This is a genomic window from Citrobacter sp. Cm038 (assembly GCF_030333105.1).
GTDB lineage: Bacteria > Pseudomonadota > Gammaproteobacteria > Enterobacterales > Enterobacteriaceae > Citrobacter > Citrobacter murliniae.
Genome location: NZ_JAOWGO010000018.1, coordinates 17,979 through 43,475, shown reverse-complemented (window position 1 = coordinate 43,475; position 25,497 = coordinate 17,979). Strand labels below are relative to the sequence as shown.

Below are 25,497 nucleotides of genomic sequence, written 5' to 3'. Positions count from 1 at the left end.
CATTATGAGGGAAAGGGGAGCAACGCCTTTATTTACGCGTCCTGGTACGATGAAAACCGTCAATCATTCCTTTAATCAGCGCACCTGGCGTATCACCAGTACTGCACAAATACAGATGTATGATGATAAATGCCACCATCGTGACAGCAAGACCATAGTGGAGATATGCAACGACTTGCTTACCCGGCAATGTGAAGAGGGTTTCCGGCGTATAACCGGGGTACATCATCAATAACCCGGTGATAATCAGTAGCGGTAACAACAGAAACATCACGACGATATAACCCAGTTGTTGCAGGATATTAAATTTAGCCGCAGACGAAGCATGTTCCGGGTGAGGTTCTCCGCGGAAAATACTATACAAATAATAACGAGTCTGACGTACCAGGCGCCCAATAATTCCCTGCCAACGAACCCGATAGTGATGTCCGTTACCGCAGCAGGCCAGCAGAATAAAGCCCAACCAGATAACACACAAAAGCACGCCAGTAATATTATGTACATCGACCCAAAGAGAGAATCGAGAACTTACCCAGTGCAATGCGCAACCACTGATAATAAGTACGGCAAAACAAAGTGCATTTAGCCAGTGCCAGCAGCGAACGGGCAACGTATAGAGATAACGTTTTTCTATCTTTCCGCCTGTTGCCTGATGAGATATCACAAGTCGCCCCAAACCATGGCAAATAAGCAGAATAACGAATCCACACAGAACGTATGCAAACAAACGATCGACTCGCCCACTCCCGTTATTGCCGATCATATAGGTATCGGTAAACAGGGCACCATCAACCTGACGAACAACAGGGGCTGAGACCGCGACCGCCGCCAGTTTATTTCTGAGCGCAAGGTCGTCAAATAATCCTTTCCCCAACTTACTGCCAGCAATGGTGTTTTCATCAGGGGCAAACGTTTTGTGGCGAGCACTAAGCAGCGATCCGTCACCATGACACTGCTCACATCCGATCGTTTGTGAGGCCGGTAATATCCGGTGCAACGTTGTATCCGTGACATCAGCATGACAATCAATACACCGCAGGCTACTGAGGTGTTGTGTGGCATAAGGTAGCGCTGAATGCGCCATATCCTGAGATTTAGAAGCCTTTCCCCCGGATAACTGCGAAAATACACCTGCCCGAGAATGGCAATTGGTGCACATCAGATTACCATCTGCGATTTGTTTTTTATCTGGATGATTAATCTCCCTGGCCGTCATCGTGTGCGCATTATGGCAGGAGGTACAGGAAAACAGCCCTTTCGCAATCTTTTGATTATGTACGCTTTGCTGCATGGCATGCACGGTATCGCGCATCACAACGCCGTGGCAGCTCTCACAAACCTTATCGCCAATGGGTTTTAGCACATGCGGGGTGGCTGAAAACCCCTCACTTTCCGGCTGACTCTGATGGCAAGCGATACATGGCACATTGCCATGTACGCTGTCGTGATATTTATCCATTGAGACGAATAAATTAGCCTGCACTTTATCGGTTGATATTCCCTGAATGTCACTGTCAGCATGGCATTCCTGGCAGGGTTGATTGAGCTGCGCTGTCGGGATCGGAGCGGAATACCCCGACAGCGATATCAATCCTGATACCAGACAAAACAAACCTCTCTTTAAGAGCCCACACATAATATCCCTCATGGCTTCATATCCGGATATTTAAAGAGGTGGCAGTTGTTGCAGTAGATAACCGAAGGTTTGTGCTCGTTATGGCAGGCAGTGCAGGGAACATCTTTGCCGTAATGCATCGAATCATGCGGATTAGGCTCGGCATTCTTTTTATGTGGATCTGGCTGCGTTAATCCCGCAATCTGATCCCGCGTTCCATGACAACTCAGGCATGCTTTATCATTTGGAGCGGCGACTGGCGTGCTGGCGCCATGACACAATTGGCATGATGTATCGCGCCCGGTGGCTTCCAGAGAATGATGATAAGGCTTAACAGCCATCGTATTCAGTTGCTGGTGAAAGGCGGCTTCGTTATCTGCTGCAACACCAAGTTGAGAAAAACTGCCAGTCAACAGCAGTAACAAGGCCATGCAAAATTTCGCCATGTTAAATTCCCCCAACATCAAATGAATCATCCGCCGCGGTTGCAGAGGCGGCGCTGAGACCGGCTATACGACCAAAGACCAGACAGTCTGCAACGGCGCAACTACCGAGGCGGCTACCACCATGTGACCCCGCGGTTGCTTCTCCGGCAGCATATAACCCAGCGATCGGTTGACTATCCGCCGCATTGAGTACCTCCGCGCGCATGCTGATTTGTACCCCACCCATGACATAGTGCACTTTGGGCCACACGCGCACCGCGACAAACGGCCCCTTCTCCAGCGGCACAGCACGACTGACATCTTTCTTCATCCGATCACCGCCTTTGCGTGCAACAGCGGCATTGTAGGCATCTACCTCATCCTGCAGCGTGGCGTAAGGGATACCAAAATGAGCCGCAAGTTGTTCCAGCGAGTCAAACTGCCAGGCTACGCCATAGTGCAATGCATGCCCCAGACTCTGGGCCAGTTTTGCACCTTCCAGCGTTGTGAAGCAGATGGGATAAAGTGGATTACCTTTTTCATCTACCTGCGCCAAAATACCCTCTTCACGCTCTTTGCGATCGGCAAGTTCGTTTGTGAAACGGTGACCTGTACGCGGGTTGACCATGATCCCGTTGGGAAAACCGGAGATAGTATTGAACTGCGACACATAGCCGAAGCCTCGTTCGTCCGGCGATGACCAGGGACCTAGCTGGATTAGATCTAGCTGTACGGGTGTTGCGCCAATACGCAGCATGTGTACCAGGCATTCCGCCGTGGCACCAGGATGGTTGGTGGAGTCTACTCGCTCATCCAGCATGGGGTTTTGCAGTTTGCGGAAACGCAAATCATTAGAAAAACCACCAGAACACATCACTACGCCATAACGTGCGCCGTAATGACGAATCTGCCCGGTTTGTTCGTCAGGGAATCGATAGCCATCGCGAACCGTCAGACCAATCACACGCCCTTGCGCGTTTTGCAGGAAAGATTCCAGCTTGCATTGAGAACGGAAAACCACGCCCATTTTCGCGGCGGATTCTTTCAATGGACGGGTGATCCCCGCACCGGAACTCTCCACGGTTTGCAGCGTACGAGGGACTGAATGGCCGCCAAAGTGTTGTACAAACGGTTTGTACTTTACGCCGTGTTTAAGCGTGAATTCATACGCCGCGTTCGTATTCTCAACCAGAATTTTCAGCTGCTCTTTATCATTCAGGCCGCGTCCGGCCTTAAGCATGTCCTTGTACATCAGCTCAGGTGAATCGACGATCCCCTCTTTTCGCTGCGGGGGAGAATCGGCAACGGCGACCGCACCGCCGTTAATCGCCGAGTTACCGCCAAAAACAGGCATTTTATCAATAACCAGAACACTGCGACCGGCCTGCACCGCTTCAAGTGCGGCGGCCAAACCGGCAAAACCACTCCCGACCACGATCACATCGTAAATTTTATGGTAGCGAACACCCTGAACCTGGGCGCAGCTCTCCTGCGCCCATGCCGTTCCCGTCAGCGTCGCCAGTGCGCCGCCTGTCGCCAGGATTGTGCTTTGGGTTAGAAAAGCTCGCCGCGACACATCGCTGTTTTTTTTCATTGCCGTCATTTGCTCCCTGTCTTCATGCTGACCAGTGAGCTGGCAGGGAATGACGCCACCATCGCAGAAGAGTCCGCAATGTTGTCACTGAAAATCCGATCCTGGGTAACAAACGGAACCTTTTCACGATAAGTAGCAAAGAGTTTTCCTGTCAGTTCGCCCAGCTTCAGATCTGGGTTTTTCTGCTTGCGTAAATCGATAGCCTGACTGGCGTGCAACAGCTCCAGACCATAGATATTGCACATATCATCGGCAATTTGACTCAGTCGTTTGGAGGCTCGCAGGTTATTGGTATAAGTATCCTCAATGGTTCCCGCCATCGGTTGACCATCGAGAGAGACCGGGTTAACCAAATCGCGAATATCCGCCAGCAACGCTACCTGAGGTTTCTGGATAGCACCGAAAGCGTGTCCTTTCTGATTGGTATCAGATGCGAGAAAGCGGCTTAGACCGGTGAAATGATCATCAGACAGGTGTAACGTGCGTTGAACGCTGTTATGCGCCAGATGCCCCATTGCTAAAGACAAGTTCTGAATCGCCAGCGCCAGCGGGAGGGGTTCAAAATTAGAGGTAGGGAAAATCGCGCCGCTTATGGTTTCACCGTTAGCATCTTTCGCACTAACAAAGTACTGCTCAACCTGACTGTTCTCCGCCAACGAGTGGTCTGCATCCACAATCACCGCAGGATTATCGTCGGAGCTGTTTAGTTGAATTTCCAGCATCTGCCAGGCTTCGTTCCATTCACGACGCGCTTCATTCAGCACAAATACCGTCGTACGGAAAGAAAGGGGATCCTGCAAAGGGCGCCCGTCCTGATGCTGCCAGAGATAAGATCCGCTTAGCGCATTACGAATGCTTCCCCCGGTATCCTGCACACCGGGGAAAGGTCGCACACTTAAGCTTTGGTACAAGAATGGTGCAACGTTGCCATCCAGCGCTTCCAGAGACAAACCAAACACCGCTGGCGTAATGTTGATAATCTGCCTGGACTCCAGCAACGCTTTGGCTGAATACGCGGCGGAAATTGCATTTGAAGAGAGGATAGAGAGCGCGTCCTTACCGAGCGGTTCGAGTTTCGCGATGCCGGCTTGTTGTAGCGCTTTTGCGGAAGCCATCTCGGTGCCGTTCACACGCACACGCCATTCACCAATCATTACATCACCAATATGGGACGCGAGGGTAATATCAGCTTCACCAACAGAACCGCGCGACGGTATCACAGGGGTGATATGTTTGTTGAGTAGCTGCTGGTACATCCTGGCAACCTGCGGTTGAGCGCCAGTATTCCCCGTCAGCATCGTGTTAAGACGGATCACCATCGCCAGACGCACCAGTTCGTCAGGCATATCAGGACCAACACCTGCAGCATGTGCATGCAGTGCATTGATATTAAATTCACGCGACGCCTGGATAACTTCCGGAGTTAATTTCCCGTGCGCATCAAACAGTGATTTGTCTTTGTTCAAACCAACACCAACGGTTAGCCCATAAACCGGGACACCTTTTCCCGCAGCGATCATCAATAGTTTGTTGGCTTTATCGACGCGATTCATGGCGGTTGACGCAATATCGACTTGTTTTTGTCCCTGTGCGATAGCCCAGGCTTCATCCAGCGTTAACGAGTGCCCATCCAGCGTTACGCTGGATGCCGACGCGAACAATGGAAAAAGCAGAGAAACACAAAGTATCCCAGTGGTCGTCTTTTTCATTTCTGAATTCCTTTTTATAGAGATAAGAAACAGTAACGAAAAAAACGCATGCGAAACTTGAAATGCACCCTGCATTTATCAAGGCTATTTTTGATATTTCAAAAATAATGAAATTTAAACATTTCAATTTATTAACAGAGTGTTTAACTAATTGAAACCGCAACCGAGGCCAGCACCACTGCGTCATAGGATGAACCGTGACGATTTCTGGGAAACGGGTGTGCAATTTTGCTATTTACCTTGTTATGACCAAACAGATATTTAGCCTTGGTTATTATTCATAATTATTTTTAATCAATTACAGTCTATTTTTATTCAGAAAAAGATAATTAGCAGGGGGAGGAATAATGCAGGATAACCAGAGGAGCCGCTTCAGCTTCATAATGTGAAGCTGAAGCGGCTGGTAAATCAATGTGCGTCAATAAACACAATCTTTAGTACAAACAGCAGCGCGACAACAATGACGCACGGGCTGAGGTCACGGAAGCGCCCGGTACCGATTTTCATTACGCAGTAGGAAATAAAGCCCAGCGCAATACCTTCGGTAATGGAGAAGCTAAACGGCATCATTACCGCAGTAATAAACGCCGGAACGGCTTCTGTCAGGTCATCCCACTTCACACGTGACAGGCTGGACGTCATCAGAACACCAACGTAAATCAGCGCACCGGCTGCCGCATATCCCGGAACCATTCCCGCCAACGGCGAAAGGAAGATAACCAGCAGGAACAGCAAACCAACAACAACCGCTGTCAGGCCAGTACGCCCGCCGACCGAAACCCCGGAAGAGGATTCAATATACGCGGTTACAGAAGATGTACCGATAAACGCACCGGTAACAGACGAAACGCTATCCACAAACAGCGCCTGCTTCATGCGCGGGAACTTGCCCTTTGCGTCCGCCAGGCCGGCTTTATCCGTGACGCCAATCAGCGTACCAGAGGAGTCAAACAGGTTGACCAGCATGAAAGAGAAAATAACGCCCGCCAGACCAATGTTAAATGAACCGGCCAGATCAACATGCCCGATGACGGACATAACGCTCGGCGGCGCAGATACAATACCGTTGTAGTGGACATCGCCCAGCAACCAGCCCAACAGAGTGGTAACAATGATCGAGACCAGTACCGCCGCATGAATGTTGCGTGATGCCAGAATCGCGATAATAAAGAAGCCCAGAACGCCCAGCAGCACGCTGTGGGAAGTCAGGTTGCCGATAGAAACCAGCGTATCTTTATTCGCCACGATAACGCCGGCATTTTTCAGCCCCATCATGCCGATAAACAGGCCGATACCGCTGGTGATCCCCACGCGCAGGCTGACCGGAATATTGGCGATCATCCAGTAACGCACACGGAAAATTGTCAGCAGCAGCAGACCAACCGCGCCCCAGAAGATAGCGCCCATACCAATCTGCCATGACAGCCCCATCGCACCGACGACTACAAAGGCAAAAAATGCGTTCAGCCCCATCGCAGGTGCAAGCGCCACCGGCAGGTTGGCAAACAGTCCCATCAGGATGCTACCAAATGCAGCAATCAGACAGGTGGTGACAAAGACTGCACTGGTATCCATACCCGCAACGCCAAGAATTTGCGGGTTAACAAAAACGATATACACCATCGTCAGGAAAGTAGTGAAACCGGCAATCACTTCGGTCCGCGCCGTCGTGCCATGTTCGCGCAGCTTGAACACGCGTTCCAGCATCCCCTGGCCAGAAGCCTGGGTTGTGTGTTGTTGACTCATTATCAATTTCCGAACAAGGAGGGAAAATTCGTCGCTATCCTATACCAAAATGCGACAATAGGGTTGGGTTATGAGCAACTTTTTTCATTGAATTTGCTTATACGGCAACGATTGCGTCACCCCATTATGCATTACGTAAACGTTAAACTTGTTAAAATGGAAATGACATGTCCCAGATAGAAGCCGTATTTTTTGACTGTGACGGTACCCTTGTCGACAGTGAAGTAATTTGTTCTCGCGCGTATGTCAGCATGTTCCAGGCGTTCGGCATTACGCTCGATCTTGAAGAGATTTTTAAGCGCTTCAAGGGGGTAAAGCTCTACGAGATCATCGACATTATCAACGAAGAACACGGTGTCGAACTGGCGAAAGCCGATTTAGAACCCGTTTACCGCGCTGAGGTCGCACGCCTGTTCGATACCGAACTGGAGGTGATTGCAGGGGCTAATTCATTGCTGGACAGCATGGCTGTGCCCATATGCGTGGTGTCTAACGGTCCGGTCAGCAAAATGCAGCATTCTCTGGGTAAGCTGGGTATGTTGCATCATTTCCCTGATTTATTGTTCAGTGGCTATGATATTCAGCGCTGGAAGCCCGATCCGGCCCTGATGTTTCATGCGGCAAAAGCAATGAACGTCAACGCAGAAAACTGCATTCTGGTGGATGATTCCAGTGCAGGTGCGCAGTCGGGAATCGATGCGGGAATGGAGGTTTTCTACTTCTGTGCCGATCCACACAACAAGCCGATCGATCATCCAAAAGTAACGACCTTTACCGATCTGGCGCAGTTACCTGAGTTGTGGAAGGCTCGTGGGTGGAATTTGACGCGCTAATGATGTCGGAATGGTTATTGTATTGTAGGCCGGATAAGCATTAGCGCCATCCGGCGAACTGCCCGGAGGCGCAAGCTTACCGGGCCTGCGGATCACACAACTATTACTCTTTCGGATCTTTACCCGCCAGCAGCTTATCCAGCTCATCGCCGCCCACGTGACGGAAATCCTGCCCCTTCACGAAGTAGAAGATGTATTCGCAAATATTCTGGCAACGGTCACCGATACGCTCGATAGAGCGCGCACAGAACAGCGCGGTAAGTACGCTTGGAATAGTGCGCGGGTCTTCCATCATGTAAGTCATCAGTTGACGCACGATACCTTCATATTCCTGGTCAACTTTCTTGTCTTCACGGTAGATACGTACCGCTTCGTCCAGATCCATACGCGCAAAGGCATCCAGCACATCATGCAGCATTTGCACGGTGTGGCGACCCAGTGATTCCAGGCTTACCAGCAGCGGCTGATGCTGCTGAGAGAATTTTTCCAGCGCGGTGCGGCAAATTTTGTCGGCCACATCACCAATACGTTCCAGTTCAGCGATGGTTTTGATAATCGCCATAACCAGTCGCAGGTCGCTCGCCGTCGGCTGACGCTTGGCGATGATACGCACACAAGCTTCATCAATCGCCACCTCCATCATGTTGACGTTCTTGTCGCCTTCAATGACGCGCTTCGCCAGCTCGCTGTCTTGATTATGCATGGCGGTAATCGCATCAGAAAGCTGCTGTTCTACCATGCCGCCCATGGTCATCACCTGGGTACGAATACTCTCCAGTTCTGCATTGAACTGGCCGGAAATATGTTTATTAAGATTTAAATTGTCCATCATTTCTCCAGATGTCCAAAAGATTTCGAGCGAGAACAAGGCGGCAACTGCGCGAGTCCCCGGGAGCGTAGCCTACTACGTGACTGGGGTGAGCAAAGGCAGCCAACGCGGTTATCGCTTGAAAGCTGAAGGGCATATCAACCGTAGCGACCGGTAATGTAGTCTTCAGTTTGTTTCTTCGCGGGCTTGGTGAACAGATCGTCCGTGTTGCTGAACTCAATCAATTCGCCCAGGTACATAAACGCCGTGTGGTCTGAACAACGTGCAGCCTGCTGCATGTTGTGGGTGACGATAACAACGGTGTAATCCTCTTTAAGCTCGGTGATCAGCTCTTCGATACGCCCGGTGGAGATCGGGTCGAGCGCTGAGCATGGCTCATCCAGCAGCAGTACTTCCGGGCGAATGGCGATACCACGCGCAATGCATAAACGCTGCTGCTGACCACCGGAGAGAGAGTACCCGCTCTGGTGCAGTTTATCTTTGGTTTCGTTCCATAATGCGGCCTTGGTCAACGCCCACTGCACACGCTCATCCATATCCGCACGGGAGAGCTTTTCAAACAGGCGTACACCAAATGCGATGTTGTCATAAATGGACATCGGGAATGGCGTCGGTTTCTGGAACACCATCCCCACTTTGGCACGAAGCAGTGCGATATCCTGGGTGTTGGTAAGTATATTGTCGCCATCCAGCAGGATTTCACCTTCTGCACGCTGCTCCGGGTACAGTTCAAACATTTTGTTAAATGTACGCAGCAACGTTGATTTACCGCAACCTGACGGGCCGATAAACGCAGTTACCTGGTTTTTAGCGATATCCAGGTTGATGTTCTTCAGGGCATGGAATTTGCCGTAGTAGAAGTTCAGGTCACGTACTGAAATTTTACCCGGAGTCGTGTTAACCATACTCATCTCAATCTCTTCCTCATTCAGCGCCGCCGTCGTTGGCCGCGCCGTAAATAATTAACCGTGTTTCTTCTTCGCGAAAATCACGCGCGCCAGAATATTCAGCAACAGTACGCACAGGGTAATAATCAACACCCCGGCCCAGGCCAGTTGCTGCCATTCAGCAAATGGGCTCATCGCAAACTTAAATATCGTTACCGGCAGGTTGGCAATGGGTTGCATCATGTCGGTGCTCCAGAACTGATTGGAGAGCGACGTAAACAACAGCGGGGCGGTTTCACCCGCAATACGCGCAATCGCCAGCAGAACGCCTGTAATAATGCCGGAGACAGACGCTTTCAGGGTGATAGCAGAAATCATCTTCCACTTCGGCGTACCCAGCGCATATGCCGCTTCACGCAGGCTGTCCGGCACCAGTTTGAGCATGTTCTCGGTGGTGCGGATAACGATAGGCACCTGCAGCAGTGCCAGCGCGATAACACCCGCCCAGCCGGAGAAGTGCTCCATCTTCGCCACCACAATGGTGTAAACAAACAGACCAACAACAATTGATGGTGCAGAAAGCAGAATATCGTTGATAAAACGGATCACCTCAGCCAGCCAGGACTTACGCCCGTACTCGGCCAGATAGATGCCCGCCATAATACCGAGCGGTGTACCAAACACGGTCGCCCACAGAATCAACAGTCCGCTACCGGCCAGAGCGTTCGCCAGACCACCACCAGCGGTATTTGGCGGAGGCGTCATTTCGGTGAACAGTGCCAGCGACATGCCATCAATACCACGGGTAACTGTGGACATCAGGATCCAGATAAGCCAGAACAGACCGAATGCCATCGTCGCCATAGAGAGCGTCAGCGCGATGCGGTTTTTCATACGGCGACGCGCCTGCATCTTACGGCGAGATTCCGCCAGCGCGGCTGTGTTTTGCATTTCAAGCGTAGCCATTAGCGTGCCCCCTCGTTTTTCGCAAGGCGCATGATCATGAACTTAGATGCCGCCAGCACGATGAAGGTGATCACAAACAGGATCAGCCCCAGTTCCATCAGCGCAGCAACATGCAAGCCAGATTCCGCTTCGGCAAACTCATTCGCCAGCGCAGAGGTAATGCTGTTGCCCGGCATGTACAGCGACGCACTGTCGAGCTGGTAGGTGTTACCGATAATAAAGGTTACCGCCATGGTTTCACCCAACGCGCGCCCAAGGCCCAGCATCACGCCACCAATCACACCATTTTTGGTGAACGGCAGGACGATACGCCAGATAACTTCCCAGGTAGTGCAACCGATACCATAGGCTGACTCTTTCATCAGCACCGGCGTTTGTTCGAACACATCGCGCATAACGGCTGCAATGTACGGGATGATCATGATGGCAAGGATCACGCCAGCGGCCAGAATACCAATGCCAAATGCCGGACCGGAGAACAGGGCACCAACAAACGGGATATTGGAAAGAATGTTACCGACTGGCTCCTGGAAGTAGGTTGCGAACAGCGGAGCAAAGATAAACAAGCCCCACATGCCGTAAACGATACTCGGGATCGCCGCCAGCAGTTCGATAGCGATACCCAGCGGGCGACGCAGCCAGCCAGGCGCTAATTCCGTCAGAAACAACGCAATGCCGAAGCTCACAGGAACAGCAATCAGCAGTGCAATAAGAGAGGTGACCAACGTACCGTAAATTGGTACCAGCGCACCGTAAATATCGTTTGGCGCATCCCATTCTTTGGTCCACAGGAACGAGAAACCAAATTTCTGGATGCTTGGCCAGGAGGAGATGACCAGAGAGACAATAATGCCACCCAACATCAATAGCACAATCAGCGCAGCCAGTTTTACCAGCGCACTGAATATCATGTCACCCTTTTTACCCGGAGGGTTAAAAGCAGGCTTGGTTGCAGCCATAAATTACTCTTTCCATTAAACACGTTTTACGAAGTTGCCCAAACCGGATGGCGCTACGCTTATCCGGTCTATACATTGGGCCTACAGTCTGAACCGTAGGGCGGATAAGCGTAGCGCCATCCGCCAATTCGTCAAAGATATTCTGTTAATACAGCGCTTTACCACTGCTGTCTTTCACGTTGGTCTTCCATGCAGCACGAATCTGCTCAACCACGCTGTCCGGCAGGCTGGCGTAATCCAGGTCATTGGCCTGCTTGCCGCCATTTTTGTATGCCCAGTCAAAGAATTTCAGCACCTCAGCGCCTTGCTCAGGTTTCTTCTGCTCTTTATGAACCAGAATGAAGGTTGTAGACGTGATTGGCCACGCCTCGTCACCTTTCTGGTTAGTCAGATCCTGGGCAAAAGTTTTGCTCCAGTCAGCGCCTTTAGCCGCATTAGCGAAACTTTCTTCGGTCGGACTTACCGGTTTGCCGTCAGCAGTAACCAGTTTGGTATAGGCCAGGTTGTTCTGCTTAGCATAAGCATATTCAACGTAGCCGATAGAGCCTGGCAGACGCTGTACGAACGCGGCGATACCGTCGTTGCCTTTACCACCCAGACCGGTTGGCCAGTTAACGGTAGAGCCTGAACCAATTTTTGATTTCCACTCTTCATTCACTTTTGCCAGATAGCTGGTGAATACGAAGGAAGTACCGGAACCATCAGCACGACGAACAACTGCGATATTCTGAGAAGGCAGTTTCAGACCCGGGTTCAGTTTGGTGATGGCTTCATCATCCCACTTCTTAATTTTGCCGAGATAGATGTCACCCAGCGTTTTACCGTCAAGCACCAGCTCACCGGATTTCAGGCCTGGGATATTCACCGCCAGCACCACACCGCCGATCACTGTTGGGAACTGGAAAAGACCTTCCTGTGCCAGTTTCTCATCAGACAATGGTGCATCAGATGCACCGAAATCAACGGTATTTGCAGTAATTTGTTTTACACCACCGGAGGAGCCGATACCCTGGTAGTTTACTTTGCTACCGGTCTCTTTCTGATAGGTATCAGCCCATTTGGCATACACCGGCGCAGGAAAAGTTGCACCTGCACCTGTCAGGCTTGCTGCTGCGAATACAGAGAAAGCACTCATCGATAAGGTCGCGGCGACAACAGTTGCGACAGTGGTACGCATAACTTTCATAATGTCTCCTGCACGATTTTCGTAAATCATTGTTAAGTGGCTACGATGAGCAAAATAGGATAAACAGGTGACAGTTAAATGTACGAAATATGACAGTTTTATGACAACGAAATAAATCAGACAAAACAAATAAAAAAAACCAATAAAAACAATCAGTTGAAATAACACATGACGGTAATATTTCGCATAAAATTTCTTTTTATGACACTGAAAACAGTAGCTGAAGATGACGGTTTGTCACATAAAAAAAGCGGGATAGTTGATTAAAAACAGAACAACGCATAAAAAAAGCCCCGCCAAAAGCGGGGCATTTTCACTATGACCGACTTACTCTACAGTAACCGATTTAGCCAGGTTACGCGGCTGATCCACATCGGTGCCTTTAATCAGCGCCACGTGATAAGCCAGCAACTGCAGCGGAACAGTGTAGAAGATCGGTGCAATGACCTCTTCCACATGCGGCATCTCAATGATGTGCATGTTTTCGCTGCTAGTGAACCCAGCATCCTGATCGGCGAAGACGTATAACTGGCCGCCGCGGGCACGAACTTCTTCAATGTTGGATTTCAGTTTTTCCAACAGTTCGTTGTTCGGTGCAACCACGATAACCGGCATATCGGCATCAATCAGCGCCAGCGGGCCGTGTTTCAGTTCGCCAGCGGCATAAGCTTCAGCGTGAATATAAGAGATCTCTTTTAACTTCAGCGCACCTTCCAGCGCAATCGGATACTGATCGCCACGGCCAAGGAACAGCGCATGATGTTTGTCAGAGAAATCTTCCGCCAGAGCTGCGATACGTTTGTCCTGAGACAGCATCTGTTCAATGCGGCTCGGCAATGCCTGCAGACCGTGAACGATCTCCTGTTCGATTGACGCATCCAGGCCTTTCAGACGAGACAGTTTCGCCACCAGCATCAACAGAACTGTCAACTGAGTGGTAAATGCTTTCGTCGAAGCCACGCCTATTTCAGTCCCGGCATTGGTCATTATCGCCAGGTCTGATTCACGCACCAGAGAAGATCCCGGTACGTTACAGATAGCCAGCGATCCCAGATAGCCCAGATCTTTAGACAAGCGCAGACCCGCCAGGGTATCCGCCGTTTCACCAGACTGGGAAAGAGTGATCATCAGGCTGTTACGACGCACAGCTGATTTGCGATAGCGGAACTCGGAAGCGATTTCCACATCACAGGAAATACCTGCCAGCGACTCGAACCAGTAGCGTGATACCATACCTGAGTTGTACGAGGTACCACAGGCGATAATCTGGATATGCTCCACCTGAGACAGCAGCTCGTTGGCATTCGGACCCAGCTCGCTTAAATCCACTTCACCATGGCTGATACGCCCGGTAAGGGTGTTTTTAATCGCGTTCGGCTGTTCGTAAATCTCTTTCTGCATGTAGTGGCGGTAAATACCTTTTTCGCCAGCATCATATTGCAGACTGGATTCGATATCCTGACGTGTCACTTCTTCGCCAGATTTATCGAAAATAGAGACCGAACGGCGGGTCACTTCCGCAATATCGCCTTCTTCAAGGAAGATAAAGCGACGGGTAACCGGCAGCAGCGCCAGCTGATCGGAAGCGATAAAGTTCTCACCCATCCCCAAGCCAATAACCAGCGGGCTACCAGAACGTGCCGCCAGCAGGACTTCCGGGTTACGGGTGTCCATGATCACCGTGCCGTATGCACCGCGCAGTTGCGGGATAGTCCGCAGCACAGCTTCACGTAGGGTTCCGCCCTGTTCCAGCTCCCAATGCACCAGGTGAGCAATCACTTCGGTGTCGGTTTCAGAAACAAAGGTGTAACCACGCGCTTTCAGCATTTCGCGTAGTGGTTCATGGTTTTCGATGATGCCGTTATGCACCACCACAATATGTTCAGAAACATGCGGATGCGCGTTCGCTTCTGAAGGTTCACCATGGGTCGCCCAACGGGTATGAGCAATACCAGTGCCGCCATGCAACGGATGCTCTTCCGCAGCAGCGGTAAGCATCTGTACTTTACCCAGACGACGCAGACGGGTCATGTTGCCTTCAGCATCGACAACTGCCAGACCGGCAGAGTCATAGCCACGATATTCCAGACGACGTAAACCTTCGAGAAGGATTTCAGCTACATCACGCTGCGCGATAGCGCCAACAATTCCACACATATTTTATGATTCCGAATTTAGGCATTATGCCTGTCGTTGTCGGTCAACCTGTTTACCCTTCGTCTTTCACGCCGTTGCTGCGTTGGCTGCACTTGTTCACTCCGGTCACTTACCTCAGTAAGCTCCCGAAGATTCCCAGGTTTGCCGCCTTGCTAAGGCGCGAAATACTTTGGGCAATGCCCGTATTCCGGGCTCCCCGAGCCTTGTAGAGAGTGGGGTTATTTTTATAGTTACTGCTATTGGGAGGGAGATATATATTTACCTCCTCATCCCTCTGTCTGCCTGATGATGGCTACGCCTTATCAGGCCTACAAAACTAAAATTATTTTTTCTTCACCGGACGTTTCCAGCTCTGCTTATGGACCTGCGGCACGCGGCTTAAAACCAGTTCATTATCGGCGATATTTCGCGTAACGGTAGTTCCGGCTGCGATAGTCGCGCCCTTACCCACGGTAACAGGAGCCACCAGCTGAGTGTCTGAACCAACAAAAACATCGTCGCCAATAATGGTTTTAAACTTATTGGCACCATCGTAGTTACAGGTGATCGTACCCGCACCGATATTCACATTATCGCCAATTTCCGCATCGCCCAGATAAGTCAAATGACCGGCTTTAGAGCCTTTACCCAGACGCGCTTTTTTCATTTCGACGAAGTTCCCTACGTGCGCGCCTTCCTGCAGTTCGGCTCCCGGGCGCAGACGCGCGAAAGGTCCGATAGTGCAAGCAGCGTCCAGGCGTGCATCTTCAACCACACTGTACGGACTAAGCTCACAGTCATCACCAATCACGCTGTTTTTGATGATGCACCCTGCGCCTATCTTCACGCGGTTCCCGAGCGTTACGTTACCTTCAATGATAACGTTAGTATCAATTTCAACATCGCGCCCGTGAATAAGCGTACCGCGCAGATCAAAACGAGCCGGATCGCGCAGCATAACCCCCGCCAACAGCAGTTTTTCAGCCTGTTCAGACTGGTACACGCGCTCCAGACGGGATAGTTGTAAGCGGTTATTCACGCCTTCCACTTCACTGAGTCTGTCCGGATGAACGGCAGTGATCTCACGACCTTCCTGCCAGGCAAGCGCTATGATATCGGTGATGTAGTATTCACCCTGCGCATTGTTGTTAGTCAATTTTGACAGCCAGCGCTTCATGTCCGCGCCGTTGGCAATCAGAATACCGGTGTTGATTTCCTGGATCTGACGCTGCTCGTCGGTAGCATCTTTATGCTCTACGATACCGGTGACTTTACCGTCATCACGCGTAATGCGCCCATAACCGGTTGGGTCGTCCAGTTTTACCGTTAATAGGCCGATGCCACCCTGCGGTTTTGCATCACGCAAGCGTTGTAACGTAGTAGTGGAGATTAGCGGGACATCGCCATAGAGCATTAAAATGTCTTCGTCATCACCAAAGAATGGCGCTGCCTGCTGCATCGCATGGCCGGTTCCCAGCTGCTCTGCCTGCAGAACCCAGTTAAGGTTGCCTTCTTTCAGTGTCTGCTTAAGCAAATCACCACCGTGTCCATAGACCAGGTGTACATGAGTTGCCCCTAATTCATTAGCAGCATCAATGACATGCTGGACCATCGCCTTTCCCGCGAGAGTGTGCAGCACTTTAGGGAGATCGGAATACATGCGTGTACCTTTGCCAGCGGCAAGGATCACGACGCTCATAGCACTATTCAACATACACGTCCTGACTTAAATTTGAGAACGAATTTATACCGTTTCACATTGAAATTACTACATTTTTTTCATCGTGAAATGGGCCGAAGATAAAACGTTCAATAGGAGAAAATACCTACCTGTTAATCAACTATTTTCATCTATATCGGCGTCTTTTGTCTCCCCGAAACCAGGAGTCTGTACCTATTAAAGCCTTAGGTTAATGTTTTTGCTATTTTTTTGCCTAATGAATAAAGAATTTAGTACATAGCACGCGATTTTATCGCTCAAATTCAGCCGGCAGCAGCAAAGTACCAGCGAGTCATGATTTCAGACTATGCAGACAAAAATAGATAAGACAACTTGCTGTATTGAAGGGGAAAAGTACGAGAACAGGGAGTGAGACGACTGACGGCGCTTGCTTACAAACCACATTAAGCACAGCGCCACATTGCAGGCAGGGTATTACAGATTGAACATGCCGAAAGAAACGTTCATGTTGCTGAAAAGGGCGATGATTTTGTTGATCAATTTCATGTTGGTATCCTGTTTTTATCTGAGTTAATTATGTGACACTCATCACAAAAACAAGTCTACGCTTCATTTTTTAATCGATCAATATTTACGTGATGCAGATCACATAAATATTAAAATAGCTTTTCAGCTTATATAACTTAAAGCACAGGCATAAAAAAACCAGCCTGAAATCAGACTGGTTTTTGTGTTTTCAAGCCGGTGTTACATCGCTTTTTTGGTCAACTCGATAACGCGCAATTTCGCGATCGCTTTGGCCAGTTCCGCAGATGCCTGAGCGTAATCCACGTCACCGTGAGAGCTCTTAATGTGCTCTTCAGCCTTACGTTTCGCTTCCAGGGCTCTCGCTTCATCGAGATCCTGCCCGCGAATCGCGGTATCAGCCAGTACGGTCACGTTGCCAGGCTGCACTTCAAGAATGCCGCCGGACAGGTAGATAAACTCTTCATGACCGAACTGTTTAACGATGCGGATCATACCAGGCTTAATGGCGGTGAGCAGCGGGGCATGCCCTGGGAAAATACCCAGTTCACCTTCACTACCCGTTACCTGGATTTTTTCGACCAGACCAGAGAACATTTGTTGCTCTGCGCTGACGACGTCCAGGTGGTAAGTCATTGCCATATCACCCTCCGATTAAGGCGTTAAAGTTTTTTGGCTTTTTCCACGGCTTCGTCGATAGAACCAACCATGTAGAACGCCTGCTCTGGCAGGTGATCGTATTCGCCTTCCATGATGCCTTTAAAGCCACGGATGGTGTCTTTCAGGGAAACATATTTACCTGGGGAACCGGTAAATACTTCCGCGACGAAGAACGGCTGGGACAGGAAGCGCTGGATCTTACGCGCACGTGCTACCACCAGTTTATCTTCTTCAGACAATTCATCCATACCCAGGATGGCGATGATGTCTTTCAGTTCCTGATAACGCTGCAGCAGGGACTGTACGCCACGCGCAGTGTCGTAGTGTTCCTGACCAACAACCAGCGGATCCAACTGACGGCTGGTTGAATCCAGCGGGTCAACTGCCGGGTAGATACCCAGAGATGCGATCTGACGGCTCAGTACCACGGTTGCATCCAAGTGAGCAAAGGTGGTTGCTGGGGATGGGTCAGTCAAGTCATCCGCAGGTACGTATACCGCCTGAACGGAGGTGATAGAACCGGTTTTAGTAGAGGTGATACGTTCCTGAAGAACACCCATCTCTTCCGCCAGGGTCGGCTGGTAGCCTACCGCTGAAGGCATACGACCCAGCAGAGCAGATACTTCCGTACCGGCCAGGGTGTAACGATAGATGTTATCAACGAACAACAGAACGTCACGACCTTCGTCACGGAACTTCTCAGCCATAGTCAGACCGGTCAGAGCAACGCGCAGACGGTTTCCCGGCGGCTCGTTCATCTGGCCATAAACCAGGGATACTTTATCCAGAACGTTAGAGTCGGTCATTTCGTGGTAGAAGTCGTTACCCTCACGAGTACGCTCACCAACACCTGCAAACACGGAGTAACCGGAGTGTTCGATCGCGATGTTACGGATCAGCTCCATCATGTTTACGGTTTTACCTACACCCGCACCACCGAACAGACCAACTTTACCGCCCTTCGCGAACGGACACATCAGGTCGATAACTTTGATACCGGTTTCCAGCAGTTCCTGAGAGCTGGACAGCTCTTCATAGGACGGTGCTGCGCGGTGGATAGCCCAACGCTCTTCTTCACCGATATCGCCTTTCATGTCGATCGGGTGACCCAGAACGTTCATGATACGACCCAGGGTTGCTTTACCTACCGGGACTTCGATCGGGTGTTCGAGGTCTTTAACTTCCAGACCACGACGCAGACCGTCGGAAGAACCCATGGCGATGGTACGCACGATACCGCCGCCGAGCTGCTGCTGAACTTCCAGCACCAGGCTCTCATTACCATTCATAACCTCAAGAGCATCGTACACGCGCGGTACGGCATCCTGAGGGAATTCGACGTCAACCACGGCGCCGATTACCTGGACAATTTTTCCAGTAGCCATCTTGAATCCTCTACGAATTAACCTGGTTATACCGCGGATGCACCACCGACGATTTCGGTGAGTTCCTGAGTAATGCTGGCCTGACGAGCTTTGTTGTATACCAACTGCAGCTCTTTAATCAGGCTGCCGCCATTGTCGGTCGCGGCTTTCATCGCCACCATACGTGCGGCCTGCTCGCTGGCCAGGTTTTCTACCACACCCTGATAAACCTGAGATTCAACGTAACGACGCAGCAGAGTATCCAGCAGCGGTTTCGGGTCTGGTTCATACAGGTAATCCCAGGCTTTTTGTTTTAACTCTTCATCTTCTGATGCCGGTAACGGCAACAGTTGGGTAAGAGTTGGCACCTGAGACATGGTGTTAATAAATTTGTTGCTGACAACGTACAGTCTGTCCAGACGGCCTTCATCGTAGGCCTGCAGCATCACTTTAACCGGACCGATCAGTTCGGACAGGGAAGGGTTATCCCCCATACCGGTTACCTGAGCAACCACGTTACCGCCAACGGAGTTAAAGAAAGACACGCCCTTAGAGCCGATCATTGCGATGTCGCACTGAACGCCTTTATCGGACCATGTTTTCATATCTGCCAGCAGTTTTTTGAACAGGTTAATGTTCAAGCCGCCACACAGACCACGATCGGTCGACACCACCAGGTAGCCCACGCGTTTAACGTCGCGTTCTTCCAGGTAAGGGTGCTTATATTCCAGATTACCATTCGCAAGGTGACCAATCACTTTGCGCATGGTCTCTGCATAAGGACGGCTGGCCGCCATGCGATCCTGCGATTTACGCATTTTGGAAGCGGCGACCATCTCCATCGCTTTAGTGATCTTCTGCGTGTTCTGGACGCTTGCGATCTTACTACGTATCTCTTTTGCGCCGGCCATGAGCTTCTCCTCAATGCCTTGCGGTCCGTCCTAGGACAGACCGCCAGACGTTACCAGGACTGGGTTGCTTTGAAGGAATCGAGGATAGCTTTCAGCTTGCCTTCGATTTCATCGTTATAGCCACCGGACTGGTTAATCTCTTGCATCAGCGGAGCGTGGTCACGGTCGACGTAAGCCAGCAGAGCAGCTTCGAAACTACCGATTTTCGCCAGTTCCACATCTTCGAGGTAACCGCGTTCAGCCGCAAACAGCACCACACCCTGCTGTGCTACAGACATTGGGGCATACTGTTTCTGCTTCAGCAGTTCAGTTACTTTCTGACCGTGGCTCAGCTGCTTACGCGTAGCTTCATCCAGGTCGGAAGCGAACTGAGAAAACGCTGCCAGTTCACGATACTGTGCCAGTGCGGTACGAATACCACCGGACAGTTTCTTAATGATCTTGGTCTGCGCTGCGCCACCTACACGAGATACGGAGATACCCGGGTTAACTGCCGGACGAATACCGGAGTTAAACAGGTTGGTTTCCAGGAAGATCTGACCATCGGTAATGGAAATTACGTTGGTCGGAACGAACGCAGAAACGTCACCCGCCTGGGTTTCGATAATCGGCAGAGCGGTCAGGGAGCCGGTTTTACCTTTAACTTCACCATTGGTGAACTTCTCAACGTATTCCGCGTTAACGCGGGATGCGCGTTCCAGCAGACGGGAGTGGAGGTAAAATACGTCGCCCGGGAATGCTTCACGTCCTGGCGGACGACGGAGCAGCAGGGAAACCTGACGGTAAGCAACGGCCTGTTTGGACAGGTCATCATAAACGATCAGTGCATCTTCGCCACGGTCACGGAAGTATTCGCCCATTGCGCAACCGGCATATGGCGCCAGGTATTGCAGTGCAGCGGATTCAGACGCGGTTGCCACAACAACGATGGTGTTGGACAGTGCGCCGTGTTCTTCCAGTTTACGAACCACGTTAGAAATAGTGGACGCTTTCTGGCCAATAGCCACGTACACACATTTGATGCCGGAATCGCGCTGGTTGATGATCGCATCGATTGCCATCGCGGTTTTACCGGTCTGACGGTCACCGATGATCAATTCACGCTGACCACGACCGATTGGGATCATAGCATCAACGGATTTATAACCGGTCTGTACCGGCTGATCGACGGACTGACGTTCGATTACGCCCGGAGCGATAACTTCGATTGGCGAGAAGCCATCGTTATCAACCGGACCTTTACCGTCGATTGGGGAACCCAGAGTGTTCACCACACGACCCAGCAGGCCACGGCCAACCGGAACTTCCAGAATACGACCCGTACACTTAACCTTCATGCCTTCGGCGAGGTCAGCGTATGGACCCATCACAACTGCACCTACGGAGTCGCGCTCCAGGTTCAGTGCGATTGCGTAACGGTTACCCGGCAGGGAAATCATCTCACCCTGCATACAGTCGGCAAGGCCGTGGATGCGGATAACACCGTCACTTACAGAAACAATAGTACCTTCGTTGTGAGCTTCGCTCACAACACTGAACTGAGCAATGCGCTGCTTGATCAGTTCGCTGATTTCGGTGGAATTCAGTTGCATGCTCCAGTCCCCTTAAGACTGCAAGACGTCTGCAAGGCGTTCAAGACGGCCGCGTACGCTGCCATCAATGACCATATCACCCGCACGGATGATTACGCCTGCCATTACAGACTTATCGATTTTGCAATTCAGCTTAACTTTGCGTGACAGACGTTTTTCCATCGCTGCACTAATCTTCGTAAGCTGTTCATCACTCAGTGCATTGGCAGAAGTAACTTCTACCTCAGAGATCGCCTCACTGGCTGCACGCAGGTGAATAAACTGCTCAAGAACATCCGGGAGCGCATTCAGACGGTTATTTTCAGCCATCACCTTAATCAGGTTTTGGCCGTTTTCGTCCAGCTGCTCACCGCAGACTGCGATAAACGACTCAGCGAGCGTTTCCGGCGCCAGCGCGCCAGAGAGAAGCTCTGCCATTTGTTCGTTTTTCGTCACCTCAGCGGCAAACATCAGCATATCTTGCCAACGGTCAACGCTTTGGTGCTCAACGGCAAAGTCAAAAGCTGCTTTGGCGTAGGGGCGAGCTACCGTAATAAATTCAGACATCAGCCCCTCCCTCCTTACAGTTCAGCGACAAGTTTGTCCACGATGTCGCTGTTAGCAGCTTCATCCACGGAACGTTCGATGATCTTCTCGGCGCCAGCAACAGCCAGGATAGCAACTTGCTTACGCAGCTCTTCGCGAGCACGTTTACGCTCGGCTTCAATTTCCGCCTGCGCTTGTGCCACGATTTTAGTACGTTCCTGCTCTGCTTCAGTTTTGGCTTCGTCCAGGATCTGAGCGCGACGTTTGTTCGCCTGCTCGATGATTACCTGAGCTTCCGCTTTAGCCTTTTTCAGCTGGTCGGTCGCGCTGGCCTTTGCAAGGTCAAGATCCTTATGTGCTCGTTCTGCAGAAGCAAGACCGTCAGCAATTTCTTTTTGACGTTTTTCGATGGCAGCCATTAACGGCGGCCATACGTACTTCATGCAGAACAGAACGAACAGGACAAACGCGATGGCCTGGCCGAGGATTGTTGCGTTAAGATTCACAGCACAATGCCTCTATCTAGTTAACGTTCTGATATTGCTTTTAATTCAAGCAACGCTTACTACGCGACAGCGAACATCACGTACAGACCCAGACCTACAGCGATCATCGGGATAGCATCCACCAGACCCATAACGATAAAGAACTGAGTACGCAGCAGAGGAATCAGATCAGGTTGACGCGCTGCGCCTTCCAGGAATTTACCCCCGAGGATGCCGATACCGATCGCAGCACCGATTGCCGCCAGACCCATCATCACAGCGGCAGCCATGTACAGCAGATCCATATTCAGGTTTTCCATGACAGTCTCCAGTTTGTTTCAGTTAAAACGTAGTAGTGTTGGTAAATTAATGCTCTTCAGACGCCATCGACAGATAGACAATCGTCAGAACCATGAAGATGAAGGCTTGCAGCGTGATAATCAGTATGTGGAAAATGGCCCATGGCACATTCAGGATCCACTGTGACCACCACGGCAACAGACCAGCAATCAGAATGAAAATCAGCTCACCAGCGTACATGTTGCCGAACAGTCGCAGACCAAGAGAAACTGGTTTGGACAGCAGGCTTACCCCTTCAAGGATTAAGTTGACAGGAATGAACGCCCAGTGATTGAACGGCTGCAGCGTCAACTCTTTCGTGAAGCCACCGATGCCTTTCATTTTGATGCTGTAGAACAGAATGAGGATAAATACGCCCAGCGCCATAGACAGGGTGATGTTCACGTCAGCAGACGGAACCACACGCAGAGCTGGCAGACCAAAGATATGCTCACCGATGTACGGCAGCAGGTCGATAGGCAGTAAGTCCATCATGTTCATCAGGAATACCCAGACGAAAATCGTCAGGGCCAGCGGAGCAATCAGCTTGCTTTTGCCATGGTACATGTCTTTCACGCTACCATTTACAAAGCCGATTACCAGCTCAATCGCGGTCTGAAATTTACCTGGTACGCCGCTGGTCGCCTTTTTGGCAACGCTACGGAACATAAGCAGGAACAACAGACCCAGAACCACCGAGAAAAACATGGAGTCAATATTGAGCGTCCAGAAGGTGGCTGGGGGGTTGTGCGGATCCACCAGCGAGAATGTACGCAGGTCCAACTGAAGGTTGTTCAGATGGTGTCCTATGTAATCCTGCGGCGTCATATTTTCTGAAGCCATGATGCCTTTACCCTTTGTTGTTAATTACAGCCGGCGCCAGTATCTGAACCACCAGCACCAAAACCCACGTAACGATCAGCGGTAAGAATACCGCCTTCAAAACCGCCAACGCCACCACCAGCAAAACCAGCATCGCTAACACCTTGAAGGCTTCGCCGAAGGCGAACGACCAGGCAACTCGGCCCTTTGCTGGTGTATGCGCCTGGTGACGCCAGGCAAATATCATAAACAACATATTCGGCAGTAACACTGCCAAACCCCCGCATAATGCGGAGATGCCCCAGAAAGGGTCTTTGAGGCTAAACAGCAATCCACTTGCTATTACCGCCAGAAGCTGTGTGAGCAAAAGCTTACGAGCAACGTTTCGACTCAAGAGCGACATAGACATCACGTTTTTACTCCTGCTCCCTTCGAGGTATGCCGCGTGTCGTATAAAACGTTCTTTATGGCTTAGAGTCAAGCATCAAAAAGCGGTCAAATTATACGGTGCGCCTTCGTGATTTCAAACAATAAGTAGCTAAAAAGTGAATAAATGTTTAAATATTTTTCTCTGGGCCTCATTTATTACTTTTCGGCAAACTGTGAACGATCATGCAAAACTGCAAATACCGCGTAAACACTGGCGATAAAGCGTGCACCAGATCACATATCGAACATATTCACCTTCGCATAATTTATTTACGTGGCAAATGATGCCTTTTCATCTTTTTGATATTTAAGCGTAAAAATCGTCACTGTTTTAGAAATAGCGCCTAACAACAAAAAAACCACTCATTGACATTTATAATAAAAAATTAACACAAAACGGTAATTCTTACGTTCTATTTTTAGCAGACTGATATTTTCACAGTTGACTTGTTTCGCATTTAACAAAAAACGGTACGTTATAGTTATGATGCAAAACAGTAAGGCACAGGTGAAATGTAACAACATTTAACCCCACTACACCCTCCAATTTTTAACACCTGAAGCACCGCTTTTTTTCTATTTTTTTTGACAAATATTAAATTTTGTTTGGCTTAATAACCACCAGATGGCGTTCACCGTCCAGCTGTGGAACCCGTAATTTTTCAACAGACTCGACGCTAAATTCAGCAGGTAGAGAGGCTATCTCATCTTCAGGCAACTGTCCCTTTAACGCGTAAAAACGCCCGTTTTGACCGGGTAAATGATGACACCAACTCACCATGTCGTTAAGCGACGCAAAAGCACGGCTTATCACCCCATCAAATGGAGGTTCAGAAGGAAACTCTTCAACCCGGCTCTGTACAGGGGTGATGTTAGTAAGCGCAAGCTCATGTTGCACCTGGCGCAGGAAGCGAACACGTTTCCCCAGGCTATCCAGCAGCGTAAAATGGGCGTCAGGACGAACTATGGAGAGCGGAATGCCCGGCAGACCAGGGCCAGTACCAACGTCAATAAAGCGCTCCCCCTGCAAATGAGGTGCGACTACGATGCTGTCCAGAATATGGCGCACCAGCATTTCATTGGGATCCCGCACCGATGTCAGATTGTACGCTTTGTTCCATTTGTGCAGCATATCGACATACGCAATCAGCTGATTTTTCTGGTGATCGGTAAGCGAAATACCAGCATCAGCCAGCAGACGAGAGAGTTTGTTGAGCACGGCAGTTACCTGTCTATAAAATTTGCCCGGTGGCGTTTTGCTTACCTGGCTAACGAATCG

The 25,497-nt window shown here is 50.4% G+C and carries 23 protein-coding genes; 1 reads left to right on the top strand and 22 read right to left on the bottom strand.

All coding sequences use genetic code 11. From position 1 onward, the window contains the following. Positions 1 to 28: 28 nt before the first annotated feature. The 5 genes from phsC to adeP all read right to left on the bottom strand — a co-directional run bounded on the left by phsC (position 29) and on the right by adeP (position 7,089). Entirely contained in the window at positions 29 to 1,636 is a 1,608-nt protein-coding gene (gene phsC / locus OGY01_RS09070) for a thiosulfate reductase cytochrome B subunit (protein WP_286492934.1), read from the bottom strand. Between the two features lie 8 nt (positions 1,637 to 1,644). Beyond that, a complete protein-coding gene (locus OGY01_RS09065) occupies positions 1,645 to 2,061 on the bottom strand; it encodes a cytochrome c3 family protein (RefSeq protein WP_052369300.1) in 417 nt (138 codons plus the stop codon). Position 2,062: 1 nt separating this feature from the next. Then, a complete protein-coding gene (locus OGY01_RS09060; protein WP_286492932.1) occupies positions 2,063 to 3,643 on the bottom strand; it encodes a flavocytochrome c in 1,581 nt (526 codons plus the stop codon). Continuing rightward, positions 3,640 to 5,343: an HAL/PAL/TAL family ammonia-lyase gene (locus OGY01_RS09055; RefSeq protein ID WP_045448982.1), complete on the bottom strand. Its 1,704-nt coding sequence runs from the start codon at positions 5,341 to 5,343 to the stop codon at positions 3,640 to 3,642. Before OGY01_RS09055 ends, OGY01_RS09060 begins: the two co-directional genes overlap by 4 nt. A gap of 408 nt (positions 5,344 to 5,751) precedes the next feature. Next, positions 5,752 to 7,089, bottom strand: coding sequence for an adenine permease AdeP (gene adeP, locus OGY01_RS09050; RefSeq protein WP_045448984.1), 1,338 nt, complete (start codon positions 7,087 to 7,089; stop codon positions 5,752 to 5,754). Positions 7,090 to 7,256: 167 nt separating this feature from the next. Between adeP and yieH the strand changes: the two genes are divergently transcribed. Beyond that, on the top strand, positions 7,257 to 7,922 hold the full coding sequence (yieH, locus tag OGY01_RS09045; RefSeq protein ID WP_045448986.1) for a 6-phosphogluconate phosphatase: 666 nt from the start codon (positions 7,257 to 7,259) through the stop codon (positions 7,920 to 7,922). A 103-nt stretch (positions 7,923 to 8,025) separates the two neighbouring features. Here yieH and phoU read toward each other — a convergent pair whose 3' ends face one another. The 17 genes from phoU to rsmG form a co-directional block, all read right to left on the bottom strand. Further along, the gene (gene phoU, locus OGY01_RS09040) at positions 8,026 to 8,751 is read right to left on the bottom strand and encodes a phosphate signaling complex protein PhoU (protein WP_003023824.1); all 726 of its coding nucleotides are present in this window, start codon (positions 8,749 to 8,751) and stop codon (positions 8,026 to 8,028) included. Positions 8,752 to 8,888: 137 nt separating this feature from the next. Continuing rightward, positions 8,889 to 9,662 (bottom strand): phosphate ABC transporter ATP-binding protein PstB, encoded by a 774-nt coding sequence (gene pstB, locus OGY01_RS09035; protein ID WP_045448988.1) that lies wholly within the window; start codon positions 9,660 to 9,662, stop codon positions 8,889 to 8,891. 51 nt (positions 9,663 to 9,713) lie between these two features. Then, the gene (gene pstA, locus OGY01_RS09030; protein WP_045448990.1) at positions 9,714 to 10,604 is read right to left on the bottom strand and encodes a phosphate ABC transporter permease PstA; all 891 of its coding nucleotides are present in this window, start codon (positions 10,602 to 10,604) and stop codon (positions 9,714 to 9,716) included. Beyond that, positions 10,604 to 11,563 (bottom strand): phosphate ABC transporter permease PstC, encoded by a 960-nt coding sequence (gene pstC / locus OGY01_RS09025; protein ID WP_045448992.1) that lies wholly within the window; start codon positions 11,561 to 11,563, stop codon positions 10,604 to 10,606. Before pstC ends, pstA begins: the two co-directional genes overlap by 1 nt. A gap of 145 nt (positions 11,564 to 11,708) precedes the next feature. Continuing rightward, positions 11,709 to 12,749 (bottom strand): phosphate ABC transporter substrate-binding protein PstS, encoded by a 1,041-nt coding sequence (pstS, locus tag OGY01_RS09020; protein WP_045449847.1) that lies wholly within the window; start codon positions 12,747 to 12,749, stop codon positions 11,709 to 11,711. 327 nt (positions 12,750 to 13,076) lie between these two features. Continuing rightward, complete coding sequence (glmS, locus tag OGY01_RS09015; RefSeq protein WP_045448994.1) at positions 13,077 to 14,906, bottom strand: glutamine--fructose-6-phosphate transaminase (isomerizing); 1,830 nt, start codon at positions 14,904 to 14,906, stop codon at positions 13,077 to 13,079. A 322-nt stretch (positions 14,907 to 15,228) separates the two neighbouring features. After that, positions 15,229 to 16,599 carry a bifunctional UDP-N-acetylglucosamine diphosphorylase/glucosamine-1-phosphate N-acetyltransferase GlmU gene (gene glmU / locus OGY01_RS09010; protein ID WP_286492931.1) on the bottom strand — a complete coding sequence of 457 codons (1,371 nt, stop codon included), beginning with the start codon at positions 16,597 to 16,599 and terminating at the stop codon, positions 15,229 to 15,231. Positions 16,600 to 17,313: 714 nt separating this feature from the next. Next, on the bottom strand, positions 17,314 to 17,733 hold the full coding sequence (locus OGY01_RS09005; protein ID WP_005121460.1) for a F0F1 ATP synthase subunit epsilon: 420 nt from the start codon (positions 17,731 to 17,733) through the stop codon (positions 17,314 to 17,316). Positions 17,734 to 17,753: 20 nt separating this feature from the next. Continuing rightward, entirely contained in the window at positions 17,754 to 19,136 is a 1,383-nt protein-coding gene (gene atpD / locus OGY01_RS09000) for a F0F1 ATP synthase subunit beta (protein ID WP_045448998.1), read from the bottom strand. Between the two features lie 26 nt (positions 19,137 to 19,162). Further along, the gene (gene atpG / locus OGY01_RS08995; RefSeq protein WP_005121458.1) at positions 19,163 to 20,026 is read right to left on the bottom strand and encodes a F0F1 ATP synthase subunit gamma; all 864 of its coding nucleotides are present in this window, start codon (positions 20,024 to 20,026) and stop codon (positions 19,163 to 19,165) included. 50 nt (positions 20,027 to 20,076) lie between these two features. Beyond that, entirely contained in the window at positions 20,077 to 21,618 is a 1,542-nt protein-coding gene (atpA, locus tag OGY01_RS08990) for a F0F1 ATP synthase subunit alpha (RefSeq protein ID WP_003827026.1), read from the bottom strand. A gap of 12 nt (positions 21,619 to 21,630) precedes the next feature. Continuing rightward, a complete protein-coding gene (atpH, locus tag OGY01_RS08985) occupies positions 21,631 to 22,164 on the bottom strand; it encodes a F0F1 ATP synthase subunit delta (RefSeq protein WP_045449001.1) in 534 nt (177 codons plus the stop codon). Positions 22,165 to 22,178: 14 nt separating this feature from the next. Beyond that, entirely contained in the window at positions 22,179 to 22,649 is a 471-nt protein-coding gene (atpF, locus tag OGY01_RS08980) for a F0F1 ATP synthase subunit B (RefSeq protein WP_003023796.1), read from the bottom strand. Between the two features lie 59 nt (positions 22,650 to 22,708). After that, positions 22,709 to 22,948: a F0F1 ATP synthase subunit C gene (gene atpE / locus OGY01_RS08975; protein WP_000429386.1), complete on the bottom strand. Its 240-nt coding sequence runs from the start codon at positions 22,946 to 22,948 to the stop codon at positions 22,709 to 22,711. A gap of 46 nt (positions 22,949 to 22,994) precedes the next feature. Then, the gene (atpB, locus tag OGY01_RS08970; protein ID WP_045449004.1) at positions 22,995 to 23,810 is read right to left on the bottom strand and encodes a F0F1 ATP synthase subunit A; all 816 of its coding nucleotides are present in this window, start codon (positions 23,808 to 23,810) and stop codon (positions 22,995 to 22,997) included. Positions 23,811 to 23,817: 7 nt separating this feature from the next. Beyond that, positions 23,818 to 24,198, bottom strand: a complete 381-nt coding sequence (gene atpI / locus OGY01_RS08965; RefSeq protein ID WP_045449005.1) for a F0F1 ATP synthase subunit I — start codon at positions 24,196 to 24,198, stop codon at positions 23,818 to 23,820. A gap of 615 nt (positions 24,199 to 24,813) precedes the next feature. Beyond that, positions 24,814 to 25,437 (bottom strand): 16S rRNA (guanine(527)-N(7))-methyltransferase RsmG, encoded by a 624-nt coding sequence (gene rsmG / locus OGY01_RS08960; protein ID WP_045449007.1) that lies wholly within the window; start codon positions 25,435 to 25,437, stop codon positions 24,814 to 24,816. Positions 25,438 to 25,497 lie beyond the last annotated feature (60 nt).